Genomic DNA, 17,449 nt, shown 5'->3' with positions numbered 1-17,449 from the left:
TATCCTGCACGTATGACCGTTCCGAAGTTGATGCCGCTGGCCATCGGCCTGTTCGCCGTGGGCGTACTGGCGATCATCACGGTCTTCGTGCTCTTCGTCCTGGGGTACAGCGACCTGCCCGCGTGGCTGAACTTCGCCGGCACCTACCTGCCCGCGATCGGCCTCGGGCTCGGGATCGTCGCGGTGGTCAGGAAGTCACGCCAGAAGCGGTCCTGAGCCACTCCGGGAACTCCCGCAGGTCCTCCAGCACCACCGCCGCGCCCGCCTCGGTCAGCTCCGCACGCGAGCACGGACCCGTGACGACGCCGACGCCCAGCGCTCCGGCCGCCGCGGCACCGTGCATGTCACCGACGTGATCGCCCACGTAGACGGCGGCACCGTGCAGCTTGAGCGACTCGGCCTTGCCCGTCGACCACAACTCGCCGTAGAGGTGGTCGACCTCCCAGCCCATCGCCTCCAGGTGCAGCGCGGCGTTCTTGCGGTACTTGCCAGTGACGATCATGATCTGGCCGCCCAGCTCCCGCACGCACTGCAACGCCGTCGCGGCTCCCGGCAACGCGACGGTGCCGGGGATCACGACGTCCGGGTAGAGCGCGCGGAAGAGCGTGATCATGTCCGGGATCTCCTCCTCGGGCACGCCCATCTCGCGGTAGGTCATGTCCAGGGGCGGGCCGAGGTTCGCCGCGAAGTGCTCGCCGTCGAGGGCGTGCCCGGTGCGGGCGCCCACCTCGTTCAGCACGGCGGCCATTCCCGGTCGCGGGTCGATGAGGGTCATGTCCAGGTCGAAACCCACGATGAACGGCACAGGACCTCATTCTACGTCTGTACAAAAATTGTAACTGTGTAAAGCTGGGGTGGTGAGCGACATCACCGAGCTCTTACTGGACGCGGCCGCGGACATCCTTGCGGCCAGGGGCTTCCACGGCCTGCGCATGATCGAGGTCGCGAGTCGCGCCGGAGTGAGCAGACAGACCGTCTACAACGAGTTCGGCAACAAGGAGGGGCTCGCCCAGGCCGTCGCGGTCCACAAGACGGAGGAGTACCTGACCGGGATCGCGAACCGGCTCAGGGAGGACCCCGACCCGTGGGAGGCGATGCGGTCGGCGTTCCGCTTCACCTTCGAGCAGACCGAGAAGGACCGGCTGGTCTCGGCCGTGCTGACCGGGCAGAACGCCGAGGACCTGTTGCCGTTCATCACGATCCGCGGCCATCCGGTGCTGTTCCACGCGACCGAGGTCGTCGAAGGGCACCTCAGCAGCCACTTCCCCGGCCGGCACGTGCGGTTCACGGCGGAGACGACCGTGCGGCTCGCGCTGAGCCACCTGCTGATGCCGAGCGGCGACCTGGACGGCGCGATCGACGCCGTCGTCAGGGTCGCCAGAGTGACGATGGACGCATGAGGTCCTAAGACACCTCCCCTTGTTGCAATAATCCTGCAACAAGGGGAGGTGTCCGGTGGTCGCTGTCTCGACCCGCCTGCGCGCGGGTGCGGCGTTGCTCGGTCCGGCGTTCGTCGCCGCGATCGCGTACGTCGACCCCGGGAACGTGGCCACCAACACCGCGGCGGGCGCCCGGTACGGCTATCTGCTGGTCTGGGTGCTCGTCGTGGCGAACGTGATGGCGGGGCTCGTGCAGTACCTGTCCGCGAAGCTCGGCCTGGTCACCGGGAAGTCGTTGCCGGAGGCGGTGCGGGACCACCTGCCGCGCCCGGTGCGGCTCGCGTACTGGGGCCAGGCCGAGGTCGTCGCGATGGCGACCGACCTGGCCGAGGTGCTCGGCGGTGCGATCGCACTGCACCTGCTGTTCGGCCTGCCGCTGCTGCTCGGTGGCGTGATCACCGGTGTGGTGTCGACGATTCTGCTGCTGGTGCAGGACAAGCGCGGGCAGAAGCCGTTCGAGCGGGTGATCACGACGATGCTGGTCGTGATCGCGGTCGGGTTCATGGCCGGGCTGTTCGTGTCGCCGCCTTCCGTCGGCGGCGCGGTCTCCGGGCTGGTGCCGCGGTTCGACGGCGCGGACAGCGTGCTGCTGGCGGCGGGCATGCTCGGGGCGACCGTGATGCCGCACGCGGTGTACCTGCATTCCGCACTGGCCCGCGACCGGCACGGGAAGAACCCCGCGGTGCTCGGCGCGACGAAGGTCGACGTCGTGGTCGCGATGGTGCTGGCGGGCGCGGTAAATATGGCGATGCTGCTGCTCGCCGCGTCCGCGTTGCAGGGCCGCGAAGGCGTGGACACGCTGGAAGGCGCCCACGCGGCGGTCGGCTCCACGCTGGGTGGTGGGATCGCGCTGCTCTTCGCTTTGGGTTTGCTGGCTTCGGGTTTCGCGTCCACCGCGGTCGGTTGTTACGCCGGCGCCGTGGTGATGGACGGCCTGCTGCGCGTGCGGATCCCCTTGCTGACAAGGCGTTTGATCACGCTGGTGCCGGCGCTGGCGATCCTGGCGTTCGGCGTCGACCCGACGTTCGCACTGGTGCTGTCGCAGGTCGTGCTGTCGTTCGGCATCCCGTTCGCACTGGTGCCGTTGGTGTGGCTGACCTCGCGCCGGTCCGTGATGGACTCGTTCACGAACCGGCGCTCCGTCACGTTCGCCGCGTGGCTCGTGGCCTCCGCGGTCGTCGTGCTGAACGTGGCGCTGATCTACTTGACGCTGGCGTAGCTGACACCCATCTGCCGCAACGCCTCTTCGAGCGTGCGCATGACCTCCAGGGTGTTCTCCCAGGTGATCCGCGGGCTCTCGGTGAGTCCGGCGGCGACGCACTCCTCGACCGCGCGGATCTGGTGCTGGTAGCCCTCGTCCTCGATCGCGTGCTCGACGCCGTTGATCACGACGGCGGTCGGGTTGAACATCGGGTCGACGAGCTCGATGCGGCCCAGCGTGCCGACGATCTCCGCGCGGGCGCCGGTGTTCGCGACGAGCGAGCAGCTGAGCAGCGCGTGGGCACCGTTGTCGTAGGCCAGGAAGATGCCGGCGTCAGCGTCCACTTCGGTCGGTGCGAGGCTGCCGTGCGCGTGGACGTGCTTGGGCACACCGAGGAACTGGTGCGTGAGCGCGACGGGGTAGACGCCGAGGTCGAGGGTCGCACCGCCGCCGGCCTCCTTGGCCCACAGGCGATCGGTGTCGCTGAAGGCGTGCCGGAAGCCGAAGTCCGCGCGGATCATCCGGACCTCGCCGATCTCACCGGCGTCGATCGCCTCGTGGACCTTGCGGATCAGCGGGTTGAACCGCGTCCACATGGCCTCCATCAGGAAGAGGTTCTTCGACCGTGCCCGTTCGATCATCTCCTCGGCGTCCGCGACCGTGAGCGCGAAGGCCTTCTCGCACAGCACGTGCTTGCCCGCGTCGAGTGCGGCGAGCACGACCTCGTGGTGCTGGCCGTGCGGCGTGGCGACGTACACGATGTCGACGTCCGGATCGGCGAGCAGGTCGTGGTAGTCGCCGTACGCGCGCTCGATGCCGAAGTGCTCGGCGAACTTCTGGGCCTTGGCGATGTCACGCGAGGACACCGCGAGCACGGTGGCACCCGCCTTGAGCATGTCGGCGGTCACGGCATGCGCGATTCCACCTGTAGCGATCACACCCCACGTCATCGCTTGAGCTTAGATGGAGGCATGCGCCTCATCCTGAACGTGATCTGGCTGGTGCTCGCCGGTTTCTGGATGGCCGTCGGCTACGCGGTCGCCGGCATCATCTGCTGCATCCTGATCATCACGATCCCGTGGGGCATCGCGTCGTTCCGGATCGCGAACTACGCGCTGTGGCCGTTCGGCCGCGAGGTCGTGGACAAGCCGGGCGCGGGCACCGGGTCGCTGCTGGGCAACGTCATCTGGATCATCGTCGCCGGCCTCTGGCTCGCGATCGGCCACATCGTCACCGGCATCGCGCTGTGCGTGACGATCATCGGCATCCCGCTCGGCGTCGCGAACTTCAAGCTGGTGAAGGTCTCGCTGGTGCCGCTGGGCAAGGAGATCATCGAGGTTCCGTGAGGGTCGTCCGCGCCTCGTCGGGGCGAGGCGCGGACGACCACTCGGTAGCGCGAGCTGTCAGACTTCGCTGTCCAACAGCTCGTGCAGGCACAGGATGTTGCCCTCGGTGTCGGTGAACCACGCAGCGCGCTCGTTGCCCATGACCGCGATGTGGCCGACGGTCTTGAAGTCGGGCAGGTCGTAGTCCTCGAAGCGCACGCCCCTGCCTTCGAGCTCCGCGATCTCGCCCTCCAGATCGGGCACCTCGAAGCTGATGGCCGTCTGCCGGCTCTGCGCGCCCTTCTCGGCGGGCCTCAGGCCCAGCGCGTCGCCCTGGCCGAGCGCGAAGATCCGCGTGCCGTCCTCGGTCGTGGTGATGGGCTTGAGGCCGAGCATGTCGGCGTAGAAGCGGCCGGCGCGCTCGGGGTCTTCGACGGGCAGCATCGTCGTGGTTCTGGTGGCGGTGAGCATGCGCGCCTCCTTCGGCGGAATCCACTGATGTTGCGCCGGTCACACCTTTCCCGCAAGAGGTACTTTGACCTGCGGAGATTGTTGATTCGCGGGACGATTTCGCTCCGTGAACACTCAGCGCCTCGCCGTGCTCGTGACGGCTCTCGGACTGTCCGGCTGCGCGATGGCCGGGCCTCCGGTGAAGACCGTCGAGCCCCTCGTGGCACCGTCGACGACACCCGCGGACACGCCCGCGTGCCGCCTGTTCGACCCGGCCGACCTGACCGGGCACCGGTTCTACAACGGATACGCGAGTGCGTCGAGCTGCATCTGGCTCTCGGACGACTCCGGTTCGCTCTCGGTCAGCCTTCGCGACGGCTCCACACCCGAGAAGTACCTCGCGAAACCGGACGGCCTGAAGACCTCCCCGATCACCGTGGGCGGGCACTCCGGGCTGCTCGCCGAGAACAGCAGGGGACCGGGCACGTGCGGTGTCGTGCTGACGCACGCCGGCGGCGTCGCGGCCGCCGAGATCCTCACCGAGGCCGGCGGCCGGTCGTGCGAGATCGCCCAGGCCGTGATGGAGGTGATCGAGCCGAAGCTGTCCTAGGCGTGCTTCGCGCTGTCGTCGAGCCCGAGCAGCTCCACCGACCGGGCCCGCATCTCCACCTTGCGGATCTTGCCGGTGACCGTCATCGGAAACTCCTCCACGACGTGCACGTACCGCGGGATCTTGTAGTGGGCGAGCTTGCCGGCGCAGAACTCCCTGACGGCCTCGGCGGTCAGCCCGGAGACCCCGTCGCGCAGGCGCACCCAGGCCATCAGCTCCTCGCCGTAGCGGGCGTCCGGCACGCCGATCACCTGGGCGTCGAGCACGTCGGGATGGGTGTAGAGGAACTCCTCGATCTCGCGCGGGTAGATGTTCTCGCCGCCGCGGATCACCATGTCCTTGATGCGGCCGGTGATGTTCACGTAGTCGTCGTCATCCATCACCGCGAGGTCACCGGTGTGCATCCAGCCGGCGCTGTCCACGGCCTCGGCGGTCTTCTCCGGCTCGTTCCAGTACCCGAGCATCACGGAGTAGCCGCGCGTGCACAGCTCCCCCGGCTCGCCGCGCGGCACCGTGCGGCCCGTCTCCGGGTCCACGATCTTGACTTCGAGGTGCGGGCCCACCCGGCCGACCGTCCCGACACGACGGTCGAGGGAGTCGTCCACGCGCGTTTGTGTTGACACCGGGGAGGTCTCGGTCATGCCGTAGCAGATGGAGACCTCGCGCATGCCCATGCGTTCGACGACCTGCTTCATCACCTCGACCGGGCACGGCGAGCCCGCCATGATGCCGGTGCGCAACGACGACAGGTCGTAGCCGTCGATCAGGTCGAGCATCGCGATGAACATCGTCGGCACGCCGTACAGGGACGTGCACTTCTCTTCCTGAACGGCCGCAAGGGTTTTCGCCGGGTCGAACGCAGGAGCCGGGATCACGACGCACGCGCCGTGGCTGGTGGCGGCGAGGTTGCCCATGACCATGCCGAAGCAGTGGTAGAACGGCGGCACCACGCAGATGCGGTCGTGCTCGGTGTAGTTGATCAGCTCGCCGACGAAGTAGCCGTTGTTGAGGATGTTGTGGTGCGAGAGCGTCGCGCCCTTGGGGAAGCCCGTGGTGCCGGACGTGTACTGGATGTTGATCGGGTCGTCGCGGTCGAGGTCGACGTCGGGGATCTCGTCGCCGGTCCACTGTGGATCGTCGGTGAAGACGACGTTGCGCAAATCGGCACAGCGCGGCCGGACCTCCTCGATCATGGCCGCGTAGTCCGACGTCTTGAACGACCGCGCGGACACCAGCGTGTGGATGCCCGCCTGGTTCAGCACGTACTCCAGCTCGTGCACGCGGTACGCCGGGTTGACGTTGACCAGGATCGCGCCGATCCGGGCCGTCGCGTACTGCACGAACACCCACTCGGCGCAGTTCGGCGCCCAGATCCCGACGCGGTCGCCCTTGCGCACGCCGAGCGTGTGCAGCCCGGCGGCGGCGCGGTCGACCTCCGCCGAGAGCTCCGCGTAGGTCCATCGTCGATCTGTGGCCTTGTCGACAAGTGCCTCACGGTCGCCGAACCGCGCGACCGTGGCCGCGAGGTTCGCGTGGATCGTGTCGCCCAGCAGCGGGGCGGCGGACGTGCCCGAGGAGTAGCTGGAGGTCATCCACCGAACGGTAGTCAGGCCCCGGCGTATGGCAAGGGCACGACCAGGCACGGACCGCCGCTGTAGAGGCCGGCGTCGATCGCCAGCACCTTGTCGTCGGCGTAGACGAGGGGCCCGTCGATCTGGTCCGGCGGCACCCCGAGCTGGTCGGCGATGACGCTGTGACCGTGCACGATCGTGCTGCCGCCGAGCGTCGCGAGCAGCTCGTCCGCGATTTCGGGCCCCTGCGGGCCGCGGAACGCGTACCGGGTCGTCATCTTGCGCCAGCACTCCCACCAGTCGACGAGGTCGTCGCCCTTGAGCACGTGCCGGACGGCCTCGTTGACCTCTTCGATCGAGGCCCCCCATTCGAGGTAGGCCACCGTGTCGGAGTGCATCAGCAGGTGGTCGTCGCGCAGCTTCAGCACCGGCCGGTTGGTGAGCCACTCGACGTGCTCGTCGGTCAGCCGGTCCTGGTCGCTGCGCAGGCCGCCGTTGAGCAGCCAGCTGCGCGCGAACGAGCGCGGCCCCAGGCTGTCGGGCACCTGCTCGTCGCCGAACCGGTGCATGCCGAGCAGCAGCACCTCGTGGTTGCCGATCAGCGAGCTGACCGTGCCACCCGCCTCCGCCGCCTCCTCGCCGAGGCGCATGACCAGGTCGATCACGCCCACCCCGTCGGGACCGCGGTCCACGAAGTCGCCGAGGAACCACAGTTCGGCCTCGCCGCCCGTCCAGTGGCCTTCCTCGTCGCACAGCTCCGCGACGTGCAGGGCTCCGGTCAGTTCTGCGAGGTGCCCGTGCACGTCACCAACGACGTACATCGGGCGTCGATCCGTGTCCACCTCCGCGACGATAGGTGATGAACCCTCGCGCGTCAGTGGTCAGTCCAGTCGCCGAACGGGTCCTGAGAGTGACCGACGAGCTCGGCGATCGACTTCAGCACGCGCGTGGGCCGGTACGGGAACATCTCGGCGCTCTCCGCGGAGAAGACCCCGGACAGCACGAGGATGGTCGACAGGCCCGCTTCCAGGCCCGACCGCACGTCGGTGTCCATCCGGTCGCCGATCATCAGCGCCTGCTCGGAGTGCGAGCCCAGCGCGCGCAGGGCCGAGCGCATCATCAACGGGTTCGGCTTGCCGACGTAATACGGCTCACGGCCGGTGGCGCGCTCGATCAGCGCCGCCACGGCCCCGGTCGCGGGCAGCGAGCCCTCGCGGGACGGGCCGGTGGCGTCGGGGTTGGTCGCGATGAACTTCGCGCCCTCCTCGACCAGGCGGATGGCCTTGGTGATCGCGGTGAAGCTGTAGGTGCGGGTCTCGCCGAGCACCACGTAGTCCGGGTCGCGGTCGGTCAGCACGTAGCCGATCTCGTGCAGCGCCGTGGTGAGGCCGGCCTCGCCGATGACGAACGCCGAGCCGTTCGGGCGCTGCGAGTCGAGGAACCTGGCCGTGGCCAGCGCGGAGGTCCAGATGGACGTCTCCGGGATGTCGAGGCCCGTGCGTTGCAGACGGGCGCGCAGGTCCCGTGGCGTGTAGATGGAGTTGTTCGTGAGCACGAGGAACGGGACCTCGGACGCGCGCAGCTCCGCGACGAACTCGTCCGCTCCCGGGATCAGGTGCTCCTCGTGCACGAGGACGCCGTCCATGTCCATCAAGTAGTGCCACATGGGTCTAAGTATCGATCACGCGGGCCCGGAACGTCGCGATCTGGAGCTGGAGATAACGCTCGATAACCTGGAGTTCATCCTCGCCGAAGTGGCCGAGCACCTCGATGAGGCTCTGCCTGGCCTCCTCGAAGAGCTGCCCGAACTTCTCCACGTCGCCGATCGTGACCTCGACCAGCACCTTGCGGCGGTCGTGCGGGTCACGGACGCGACGGACGAAACCGGCACGTTCCAGCCGGTCGATCACGCCCGTGACGGCACCGGTGGACAGGCCGGAGAGCTCGGCGAGGCGTCCGGCCGTCAACGGCCCCTCGTGCCTCATCGCGAGGTCGATGCACTTCTCGTCGGTCGCGGACAGGCCCATCCGCCCGGCGACCTTCGTGTGGAACATGACCGTGAGGGCGCTCTGCTCCCGCATGTACCAGGTGAACCTCTCGAGCACTTCAGGTTCCATGTTGAACATCTTAGCCGCTAAGACAATTGGTTGTCAGAGTGCTCCAAACGGGCGGAACGTGAGAAACCTCGTTTGTGGAGTCACCTACAACGGGTTGTTCATTAAGCTAAATAAGGTGACAGCAGTGGAGTTGGGACTACCCATCGTGCGCGGCACCCCTGACGTGTCCGCACGTCCGGACTCGCCGCTGCTCGTCGACAGGTTCGGACGGGTGGCGAAGGACCTCCGGGTCTCGCTGACCGACCGCTGCAACCTGCGCTGCACCTACTGCATGCCCGCCGAGGGCCTCGACTGGCTGCAGAAGGACGAGCTGCTCACCGACGCCGAGCTGATCAGGCTCATGCGCATCGCCGTGGTCGACCTGGGCGTGACGGACATCAGGTTCACCGGCGGCGAGCCGTTGCTGCGCCGCGGCCTGGAGCAGGTCATCGCCGCGACGGCCGAGCTCGAACCGCGCCCGCGCATGTCGATGACGTCGAACGGCATCGGCCTCAAGCGCAGGGCCCAGTCGCTCAAGGACGCCGGCCTCAACCGGATCAACGTCTCGCTCGACACCCTCGACCCGGACAGGTTCGCGACGCTGACCAGGCGCGACCGCATCACGGACGTGCTGGACGGCCTCGACGCCGCCCGCGAGGCCGGGCTGGAGCCGGTGAAGGTCAACTCCGTGCTGATGCGGGGACTGAACGAGGACGAGGCCGTCCCGCTGCTGCGGTTCTGCGTCGAGAACGGCTACCAGCTGCGGTTCATCGAGCAGATGCCGCTCGATGCCCAGCACGGCTGGACGCGCACGAACATGGTCACGGCCGATGAGATCCTCACGATGCTCTCGTCCGCGTACACGCTGACGCCGGAGTCCGCCCCCCGTGGCGGCGCCCCGGCCGAGCGCTGGCTCGTCGACGGCGGCCCCTCGGTCGTCGGCGTGATCGCGTCGGTCACCAGGCCGTTCTGCGCCGCCTGCGACCGCACCCGGCTCACCTCGGACGGCCAGATCCGCAACTGCCTGTTCAGCCAGGGCGAGACCGACCTGCGCACGCTGCTGCGCGACGGCTCCCCCGACACCGCGATCGCCGACGCCTGGCGTGCCACGATGTGGGCCAAGGCGGCCGGTCACGGCATCAACGACGCGGGCTTCTCGCAGCCGGACCGCCCCATGAGCGCCATCGGAGGATGAGAGTGACCGCCGTCAAGATCCGGTACTTCGCGGGTGCGCGGGCCGCGGCCGGGGTGGCCGACGAGGACCTGCTGCTCGACGCCTCCGAACCGACCGTGGCGCTCGTGGTGAGCACCATCGGCGAACGGCACGGCGACAAGCTCGGCAAGGTCCTCGCCGCGTCGAGCTTCCTGCTGGACGGCGTGGCGGTGCGCGACACGTCGGTGCGCGTGCCGGCGGGCTCTCAGCTGGACGTGCTGCCACCGTTCGCGGGCGGCTGAGCCAGGAACGCCTCCGCACCGGCTCCAGGGCCTTCGCGTACGCGCCCCGCATCCAGCGGAGATGGCCGAAGCCGTTGTGCATCGCCGCCTCACCGGCCGCGTCGTCCGCCGACGCGAGACCCGCCGCCGACACCGCGTCCAGCTCCGGCCAGTAGCCGCCGTAGATGCAGTAGCCGCGCATCGCGCGTTTCGCGTCCAGCCACGCCCGTGCTCGTCCGCGTCCACGAACCCGCGGCCGGCCACGTACGAGCGGGAACGGCTCGAGCCGGGTGCTCGCGGGGTGTGGCGCGTGGTGGCCATGTGGAAGGACATCAGTCTGCGCAGTGCGGGCGGCGCCTCCGCGCCCGCCTGTTCCGAGGCGAAGAGCCGGATCAGGCCGTGCAGCCCGAACCGATCTCCCGCCTTGCCTCAGATCTTGGCCAGCCGGTGATGCCGGTGCGACTACGGGCGCCGCGAAGGACGCGGAAACCGGCTCGGCCGTGAGGCGTGCGGGCGTCCCTTTCAGGCGACCGATCGCCGCCTCGGATGGCCGAACACACGTGAGCCACGCCTCACTTTCCGTAATAGATCTCGGTCGATCTCAGATTGGAAACGGACCGATAACGACGCTTCTGAGCTGCGCGTTTGTAGGCTCCCGACAACACGCCGAACCGTTACTGTGACACGCGTCACAGGTCGAAACATTTGGTGAGGGCCCCGACGGTTACGTACGGTCGCTCCTCGGCTGGCCCGAACCAGCCACGAGCACCATCCGGAGGACTCGAACACCGAACCCAGTCCGAGGGTTCTCCGGCACATACCCCGAGCGAGAGATACCGCCGGACTGGGACGCAGGAACGCACCGGGCCCCGAACCCGAGTTCCTGGCCGCAGGTGTGGTGGACCGAGAGGCAAATGGTTTTCAACCGAGGCAAGCAGGGCAAGCAGAGTTCCGCCGCTCGCACTATCGCCAAGGTCGCGGCTGTCGGCATCATCGCCGGCGCCCCTCTGGGCCTGGCCGTTGGCACCGCCAACGCCGCCCCTGGAATGGACTGGGACGCACTCGCGCAGTGCGAGGCAAGTGGTAACTGGGGCGCCAACACCGGAAACGGCTACTACGGCGGCCTGCAGTTCACGCAGGGCACCTGGAACGCCAACGGCGGCCAGGGCAACCCGGCGAACGCCTCCCGCGAGGAGCAGATCCGCGTGGCGGAGAACGTCCTCCGCACGCAGGGCTCGCGCGCATGGCCCGCCTGCAGCGCCAAGCTCGGCGCCTACGTGGGCAAGAGCGCCCCGGCCCCGAAGCAGCAGACGCAGCCGCAGCGCAAGGCCGCGCCCCAGCAGCGCCAGTCCGCACCGGTGCAGCAGGCCCCGGTCGTGGCGCTCGCGGGTTCGAAGACGAACCCGAACGGCAACTACGAGATCAAGGCGGGCGACACCCTGTCGAAGATCGCCGACGCCAACAAGGTCGCCGGCGGCTACCAGGCCATCGTGGAGAAGAACAAGGACTTCCTCACGAACCCCGACCTGATCTTCCCGGGCGACAAGATCCTGATCTGAGCCTCGCAGGCTCGGACCGACTCACCTCGGATCTGACGCGCCGCACGATCGCCGGCCCCGCTGAAGTGGGCTGACACAGGACCAGGGATCTCACCGTTACCCCCCGACGGTGAGGTCCCTGCCTGCGTCTCCGCCCACAGGGCCCCGGTCATGGGCAGTTGACCCACTCGTCCTCGCCACCCGAGAACACCTGCCGCTTCCACACCGGCAGCCGGGCCTTGACCTCGTCCACCAGGTCGGCGCACAGGGAGAACGCTTCCCCTCGATGCTCGGCCGCCACCGCACAGGCCAGCGCCACGTCACCGATCTTCAACGGCCCGACCCGGTGCGAGACCGCGATCCCGTGCACCCCGGAGTACTTGGCGGCCAGGGACGAGACCACCTCGGCCACCACGTCGCCGGCGGACGGGTGCGAGTGGTACTCCAGCTCCAGCACCGAACGCCCGCCGTCGTGATCCCGCACGACACCGGAGAACGTGACCACGGCACCGGCCCGGTCAGACGCGACCAAGGCCGCGTGCTCCTCCACCGACAGCGGTTCCTCGGTCACAACGGCCCGCAGCACCACGCTCATTTGTGGTCTCCTCCACGCAGCTGGTCGAGAGCATGCTCGACGACCGAGGCCAGCACGTCCAGCCCGTCCCGCACCCCGCCGGTCGACCCTGGCAGGTTCACGATCAACGTCCGCCCCGCCACCCCGGCGACCCCGCGCGACAGCACGGACCCCGGCACGCGCGGCCAGCCGGACATGCGGATCACGTCCGCCAGCCCCGGCACCTCGTAGTCCAGCACGGCACGCGTGGCCTCGGGAGTACGGTCGGTCGGGTTGATGCCGGTACCGCCGGTCGTCAGCACGAGGTCGGCGCCCGAGGACACCGCGTCGATCAACGCCTTCTGGACCGGATCACCGTCCGGCACGACGACGGGCGCGGAGACCGAGAACCCGCGCGCCTCGAGCCATTCGACGATCAGCGGTCCGCTGCGGTCGGCGTAGACACCGGCGGCGGCGCGGTTGGACGCCGTGATGACGACGGCCTTCACGGGCGCTCCCACAGGCCGGACTTGCCACCTTCCTTGCGCTCCACCCGCACCGCGTCCAGGGAGGCGGCGGGGTCGACCGACTTCACCATGTCGTGCAGCGTCAGGCCGGCCACCGAGACCGCGGTCAGGGCCTCCATCTCGACGCCCGTGCGGTCGGTGGTGCGGACCGTGGCGCTGATCAGCACGGCGGAGTCGGTCAGCGCCAGGCCCACCACCACCGACGACAACGCGATGGGGTGGCAGAGGGGGACGAGTTCCCAGGTGCGCTTCGCGGCCATGATGCCCGCGATCCTGGCCGTGGCCAGGGCATCGCCCTTGGGCAGGCCGTCGGCGCCCAGCAACTCAACCACTTCGGCGGTCGTGTGCAGGATCCCGGTGGCGACGGCGGTCCGGGTGGTCTGCTCCTTGCCGGAGACGTCGACCATCCGGGCCGCGCCTTGGGAGTCCAGGTGGGTGAACTGCTTGGTCATACGGCGATCGTATGCCTGCGCGCACCCAACGGCCCCGTGCCGAAAGACTTTCAAGCGGGCATGCTTTCGCCCGCTTGAAAGCCTTTCCGGGCTTTGGCTCGTACTGGTGTCACAGTCCCTTCAGAATCCCCGAAGAGAACCTTCTACGAGGTCGCTGCCTTGCGCACGGCCTCGGCCACCGCCGGCGCGACGGTGCTGTCGAAGACCGACGGCACGATGAACGACGCGTTGAGGCGGTCGCCGTCCACCACGTCCGCGATGGCCTGCGCGGCGGCCAGCAGCATCGCGTCGGTGATGGTCCGCGCGTGCGCGTCCAGCAGGCCGCGGAACACGCCGGGGAACGCCAGCACGTTGTTGATCTGGTTCGGGAAGTCCGAGCGGCCGGTCGCGACGACGGCGGCGTGCTGCTGGGCCTCCATCGGGTCGATCTCAGGGTCCGGGTTGGCCAGCGCGAACACGATGGCGTCCTTCGCCATGGTCGCTACCTGGTCCGCGCCGAACAGGTTCGGGGCCGAGACGCCGATGAACACGTCGGAACCGACCAGCGCGTCGTGCAGGCGACCGGACTGGTTCTCCTTGTTCGTGGAGGCGGCGATGGACTTCAGGTTCGAGTCCAGGCCGGGACGGTCGCGGTGCACGATGCCGTCGACGTCCACGGCGATGATGTCGCCGGGTTCCTGGGCCTGCAGCAGGCGGATGATCGCGGAACCGGCGGCGCCGACACCGCAGACCGTGATTCGGCAGTTCTTGATGTCCTTCTTCACGACGCGCAGGGCGTTGCGCAGCGCGGCCACCACGACGATGGCGGTGCCGTGCTGGTCGTCGTGGAACACCGGGATGTCGAGCTTCTCGCGCAGGCGGGCCTCGATCTCGAAGCAACGCGGCGCGGAGATGTCCTCGAGGTTGATGCCGCCGTACACGGGAGCGATGAGCTCGACCGCGCGGATGATCTCCTCGGTGTCCTGGGTGTCCAGGCAGACCGGCCAGGCGTCGACGCCGGCGAACTTCTTGAACAGCGCGGCCTTGCCCTCCATCACGGGCAGGGCGGCGGCGGGGCCGAGGTTGCCGAGACCGAGCACGGCCGAACCGTCGGTCACGACCGCGACGGTGTTGCGCTTGATGGTCAGGCGGCGCGCGTCGTCCGGGTTCTTGGCGATGGCCTCGCACACGCGGGCGACACCCGGCGTGTACGCGCGGGAGAGATCGTCACGGTTGCGCAGCGGCACCTTGGACTGGATCTCGATCTTGCCGCCGAGGTGCACGAGGAACGTGCGGTCCGACACCTTGCGGACGACGATGCCGGGCAGCGTCTCCAGCGTGTCGGTGATGTCCTTGGCGTGGTTCGCGGACAGCGCGTTGCACGTGAGGTCGATGACGACGCGGTCGTTGTGCGACTCGACGACGTCGAACGCCGTGATCACACCGCCGGCGCGGCCGACGGCCGAGGTGAGGTCACCCGCGGCGCTCGCTGACGGCGGCGCCTCCAGACGAACGGTGATCGAGTAACCAGGGCCGGGGACCGGCATCGTCGTCCTCCCACGAAGTACAGCTCAAGCGGGAAGTGAGCCTATCCCCGGACCCATTGCGGTACTCACGCGACTCGACAGTCTTAAGACCGCTCTGACAGTCGCACGCGGGGCCCTTTCGTACCGACATGCAGTACGAAAGCGCCCCGCGTGCACTCAGATCAGGATTTGTTGATCTCGGTCACCGGGTGCTTGTAGGGCAGGTCCTCCGACGGCAGCGGGAACGTCACCGTGCCGAACGGGGAGAGCGCACCTTGCAGGTCACTGGTCAGCTCCGTGACGGGATGGCTGCCGTCGGCGCCCTCCGGCCAGTGCGGGTCGACCCGTCCAGGGCGTCCTTTCGCCACGTTCTCCTCCTCGGTGGTGCCTGCTGACGGGCACAAGTGTGACAGAGCACGACGTGTTCTCCAGCGACCCATATACCGTGGTGAGAATGTCCGGCATCACACTCGCCGACTGGCTGCGCGCCCAGGACGACGTCGCTCTCGTCGCGCTGCTGCGTGCGCGCCCCGATCTGGCAACGCCCCCACCTGCCGATATGTCCGTGCTGGCGACACGGGTCGGCACCAGGGCGTCGATCGCGCGCGCCTGCGAGGACCTCGACACGTTCACCTTGGCGGTGCTCGAGGCCCTGGTCGTGCAGGGTGCGGACGCCGAGCCCGTGGCCTTGGCCACACTCACGCAGATCCTCGGCCCTGACGTGAAGCCCAAGCCGCTCAAGCTGGCGGTCGCCCGGCTCAGGTCGCTCGCACTCACCTGGGGCGACGACGACGCGCTGTCGGTCCCGCCCGTCACGCGCGAGGCGTTCGGCTCCTACCCCGGCGGACTCGGCCGCAAGACCGGGCAGACCTACGACCTCCAGGGCATCACCGAGGGCGAACAGCGGGTGCTGCAGAAGCTCGCCGCCGGACCGCCCATCGGCGACACCAAGGACGCCTCCCGGATCGTGCCGCTCGAGAAGGCGGAGACGCCCGTCCAACGGCTGCTCGCCCGCGGTCTGCTGCTGCGGCGCGACCCCGGCACCGTGGAGCTGCCGCGCGAGATCGCCCTCGAACTGCGCGGCGCCCGCCCCCTCGGCCCGATCCAGGTCACCGAACCGAAGCCGAAGACCAGCGCGCTCGGGCAGAACAGCGTCGACGCGACCGGCGGCGGCGAGGCACTGGAGCTCGTCCGGCACGTCGAGAACCTCATCGCGAGCTGGTCGGCCGAACCGGCGCCGGTGCTGCGGACGGGTGGCCTGGGCGTCCGCGAGCTGCGCAAGGTCGTGAAGGACCTCGACGTCGACGAACGCCGGGCGGCCCTGCTGATCGAGCTGGTGGTCGGCGCGGACCTCGCCGCGAACACCGAGGCCGCGGAACCCGAGTGGATGCCGACGACCAAGGCCGACGTCTGGCTCGCCGCGACCACCGAGGTCCGCTGGGCCACGCTCGCGCACGCCTGGCTGGAGCTGCCGCGACTCCCGGCGCTGATCGGCCGCCGCGACGAGAAGGACAAGCTCTTCAACCCGCTCGCGGACGAGATCCGCCGCGCCCAGGCCCCGCGCGACCGGCGGTGGGTGCTGGAGGCGCTCGCCGCGTTCCCCAAGGGCACCGCGATCGCGAACCCCGCCGACCTGGCCGACCTGCTCGGCTGGCGCGCCCCGCGCAGGGGCGGCAGGCAGCGCGACGAGCTGGTGCGCTGGACCGTCGAGGAGGGCACCGCGGTCGGTGTGCTCGCTCTCGGCGCGATCACCAGCGCTGGCCGTGTGCTGCTCGAGGAGGGCCCCGGCCACGCCGCGAAGGCCCTCGGCGACGCCCTGCCCGCACCGCTGGACCACGTGCTGGTGCAGGCCGACCTCACCGTCGTCGCCCCCGGCAGGCTCGAACCGGAGCTCGCGGACGAGATGGCGCTGGTCGCGAACGTCGAGTCGGCCGGCAGCGCCACGGTCTACCGGATCAGCGAGGCCACCGTCCGCCGTGCCTTCGACGCCGGACGCACCGCCGACGAGCTGCAAGAACTCTTCAAGACCCGCTCGCGCACGCCCGTCCCGCAGTCGCTGACGTACCTGATCGACGACGCCGCGCGCCGCCACGGCAGGCTGCGCGGCGGTGCGGCGGGCTCGTTCCTGCGCTGCGACGACTCGGTGCTGGTCAGCGAGGTTCTCGCGCACCCGGAGGCCGGGCGGCTGGAGCTGCGCCGGATCGCCCCGACCGTGCTCGTCAGCCCACTGCCGCTGGCGGACGTGCTGGACGGGCTGCGGTCGGCGGGGTTCGCCCCGGCCGCGGAGGGCCCGGACGGCCAGGTCCTCGACCTCCGGCCGGGTGGCCGCCGGACCACGCCGAGGCAGCGCAGTGCCCGCAAACCGGTGTCACCCGCCGTGCAGGCCGACGAGCGGTTGGGTGAACTCGTCCGGCTGGTCCGGGCCGGTGATCGTGCCGCCGCGACACCACGGGGTGAACGGGTCGCCGTTCCCGGCCATCTCGGCGCCGGTCCGTCGGCGACGCTGTCGTTGCTCCAGCAGGCCGCACGGGCGCGGCGCAGGGTCCTCGTCGGGTTCGTCGACTCCCACGGAACGGCGGCACAGCGCGTGATCGAGCCCCATGTCGTCGGGGGTGGCGTGCTCGAAGGCTACGACCACAGCTACGGAGAGGTGCTGAGGTTCCCTCTTCATCGCGTCACGTCCGCCGCATTGGTTGACGAGGACTGACGGTCGGTCATCCCCCGGTAGGAGAACCGGACCACCCTTGC

The 17,449-nt window shown here is 69.3% G+C and carries 19 protein-coding genes and 1 pseudogene; 9 read left to right on the top strand and 11 right to left on the bottom strand.

Going from position 1 to position 17,449, the window contains the following annotated elements; genetic code table 11:
• Positions 1-12 precede the first annotated feature (12 nt).
• The gene (locus tag ACSHWB_RS17080) at positions 13-216 is read left to right on the top strand and encodes a hypothetical protein (RefSeq protein ID WP_439663002.1); all 204 of its coding nucleotides are present in this window, start codon (positions 13-15) and stop codon (positions 214-216) included.
• On the opposite strand, the gene ACSHWB_RS17075 is transcribed toward ACSHWB_RS17080, so the two are convergent.
• The gene (locus tag ACSHWB_RS17075) at positions 188-805 is read right to left on the bottom strand and encodes an HAD family hydrolase (RefSeq protein ID WP_439663001.1); all 618 of its coding nucleotides are present in this window, start codon (positions 803-805) and stop codon (positions 188-190) included. The two genes, ACSHWB_RS17080 and ACSHWB_RS17075, sit on opposite strands and share 29 nt — an antisense overlap.
• A 52-nt stretch (positions 806-857) precedes the next feature.
• Here ACSHWB_RS17075 and ACSHWB_RS17070 point away from each other — a divergent pair, with 52 nt between their 5' ends.
• Complete coding sequence (locus tag ACSHWB_RS17070; RefSeq protein ID WP_439663000.1) at positions 858-1,400, top strand: TetR/AcrR family transcriptional regulator; 543 nt, start codon at positions 858-860, stop codon at positions 1,398-1,400.
• Between the two features lie 55 nt (positions 1,401-1,455).
• Complete coding sequence (locus ACSHWB_RS17065; RefSeq protein WP_439662999.1) at positions 1,456-2,658, top strand: Nramp family divalent metal transporter; 1,203 nt, start codon at positions 1,456-1,458, stop codon at positions 2,656-2,658.
• On the opposite strand, the gene ACSHWB_RS17060 is transcribed toward ACSHWB_RS17065, so the two are convergent.
• Positions 2,640-3,590, bottom strand: a complete 951-nt coding sequence (locus tag ACSHWB_RS17060; protein WP_439662998.1) for a Gfo/Idh/MocA family protein — start codon at positions 3,588-3,590, stop codon at positions 2,640-2,642. The genes ACSHWB_RS17065 and ACSHWB_RS17060 overlap by 19 nt on opposite strands.
• Before the next feature lie 21 nt (positions 3,591-3,611).
• Between ACSHWB_RS17060 and ACSHWB_RS17055 the strand changes: the two genes are divergently transcribed.
• On the top strand, positions 3,612-3,986 hold the full coding sequence (locus tag ACSHWB_RS17055; protein ID WP_319985150.1) for a YccF domain-containing protein: 375 nt from the start codon (positions 3,612-3,614) through the stop codon (positions 3,984-3,986).
• Positions 3,987-4,043: 57 nt separating this feature from the next.
• Here the strand turns inward: ACSHWB_RS17055 and ACSHWB_RS17050 are convergent, their stop codons facing one another.
• A complete protein-coding gene (locus ACSHWB_RS17050; protein WP_439662997.1) occupies positions 4,044-4,436 on the bottom strand; it encodes a VOC family protein in 393 nt (130 codons plus the stop codon).
• Positions 4,437-4,542: 106 nt separating this feature from the next.
• Between ACSHWB_RS17050 and ACSHWB_RS17045 the strand changes: the two genes are divergently transcribed.
• A complete protein-coding gene (locus ACSHWB_RS17045) occupies positions 4,543-5,025 on the top strand; it encodes a DUF3558 family protein (protein ID WP_439662996.1) in 483 nt (160 codons plus the stop codon).
• On the opposite strand, the gene ACSHWB_RS17040 is transcribed toward ACSHWB_RS17045, so the two are convergent.
• From ACSHWB_RS17040 to ACSHWB_RS17025, 4 genes are read right to left on the bottom strand one after another with little or no spacing between them, the layout of a single operon-like run.
• Positions 5,022-6,617: an AMP-binding protein gene (locus ACSHWB_RS17040; protein WP_439662995.1), complete on the bottom strand. Its 1,596-nt coding sequence runs from the start codon at positions 6,615-6,617 to the stop codon at positions 5,022-5,024. The two genes, ACSHWB_RS17045 and ACSHWB_RS17040, sit on opposite strands and share 4 nt — an antisense overlap.
• Positions 6,618-6,631: 14 nt before the next feature.
• Positions 6,632-7,417, bottom strand: a complete 786-nt coding sequence (locus ACSHWB_RS17035) for a metallophosphoesterase (protein WP_439664615.1) — start codon at positions 7,415-7,417, stop codon at positions 6,632-6,634.
• Positions 7,418-7,470: 53 nt separating this feature from the next.
• Positions 7,471-8,262 carry an HAD-IIA family hydrolase gene (locus ACSHWB_RS17030; protein ID WP_439662994.1) on the bottom strand — a complete coding sequence of 264 codons (792 nt, stop codon included), beginning with the start codon at positions 8,260-8,262 and terminating at the stop codon, positions 7,471-7,473.
• 4 nt (positions 8,263-8,266) lie between these two features.
• Complete coding sequence (locus tag ACSHWB_RS17025; protein WP_439662993.1) at positions 8,267-8,713, bottom strand: MarR family winged helix-turn-helix transcriptional regulator; 447 nt, start codon at positions 8,711-8,713, stop codon at positions 8,267-8,269.
• A 115-nt stretch (positions 8,714-8,828) separates the two neighbouring features.
• On the opposite strand from ACSHWB_RS17025, the gene moaA reads away from it, so the two are divergent.
• The 3 genes from moaA to ACSHWB_RS17010 all read left to right on the top strand — a co-directional run bounded on the left by moaA (position 8,829) and on the right by ACSHWB_RS17010 (position 11,685).
• Positions 8,829-9,887, top strand: coding sequence for a GTP 3',8-cyclase MoaA (moaA, locus tag ACSHWB_RS17020; RefSeq protein WP_439662992.1), 1,059 nt, complete (start codon positions 8,829-8,831; stop codon positions 9,885-9,887).
• On the top strand, positions 9,884-10,147 hold the full coding sequence (locus tag ACSHWB_RS17015; RefSeq protein WP_439662991.1) for a MoaD/ThiS family protein: 264 nt from the start codon (positions 9,884-9,886) through the stop codon (positions 10,145-10,147). The genes moaA and ACSHWB_RS17015 overlap by 4 nt, the downstream gene beginning before the upstream one ends.
• A gap of 893 nt (positions 10,148-11,040) precedes the next feature.
• Positions 11,041-11,685: a transglycosylase family protein gene (locus tag ACSHWB_RS17010; RefSeq protein WP_439662990.1), complete on the top strand. Its 645-nt coding sequence runs from the start codon at positions 11,041-11,043 to the stop codon at positions 11,683-11,685.
• A 148-nt stretch (positions 11,686-11,833) separates the two neighbouring features.
• Here ACSHWB_RS17010 and ACSHWB_RS17005 read toward each other — a convergent pair.
• From ACSHWB_RS17005 to ACSHWB_RS16990, 4 genes and pseudogenes are all read right to left on the bottom strand, one after another.
• Positions 11,834-12,726, bottom strand: a pseudogene (locus ACSHWB_RS17005) (molybdenum cofactor biosynthesis protein MoaE).
• Positions 12,723-13,196 (bottom strand): cyclic pyranopterin monophosphate synthase MoaC, encoded by a 474-nt coding sequence (gene moaC, locus ACSHWB_RS17000; RefSeq protein WP_439662989.1) that lies wholly within the window; start codon positions 13,194-13,196, stop codon positions 12,723-12,725. Before moaC ends, ACSHWB_RS17005 begins: the two are co-directional and overlap by 4 nt.
• 143 nt (positions 13,197-13,339) lie before the next feature.
• Positions 13,340-14,722, bottom strand: a complete 1,383-nt coding sequence (locus ACSHWB_RS16995) for an NAD-dependent malic enzyme (RefSeq protein WP_439662988.1) — start codon at positions 14,720-14,722, stop codon at positions 13,340-13,342.
• 161 nt (positions 14,723-14,883) lie between these two features.
• Complete coding sequence (locus ACSHWB_RS16990) at positions 14,884-15,069, bottom strand: hypothetical protein (protein ID WP_090065798.1); 186 nt, start codon at positions 15,067-15,069, stop codon at positions 14,884-14,886.
• An 86-nt stretch (positions 15,070-15,155) separates the two neighbouring features.
• Here ACSHWB_RS16990 and ACSHWB_RS16985 point away from each other — a divergent pair, with 86 nt between their 5' ends.
• The gene (locus ACSHWB_RS16985) at positions 15,156-17,408 is read left to right on the top strand and encodes a helicase-associated domain-containing protein (RefSeq protein ID WP_439662987.1); all 2,253 of its coding nucleotides are present in this window, start codon (positions 15,156-15,158) and stop codon (positions 17,406-17,408) included.
• The last annotated feature ends 41 nt before the right edge of the window (positions 17,409-17,449 follow it).

It is taken from the genome of Lentzea sp. HUAS TT2 (genome assembly GCF_051853195.1).
In the GTDB taxonomy this organism is placed as follows: domain Bacteria; phylum Actinomycetota; class Actinomycetes; order Mycobacteriales; family Pseudonocardiaceae; genus Lentzea.
This window is presented reverse-complemented; position numbering and strand designations above follow the sequence as displayed.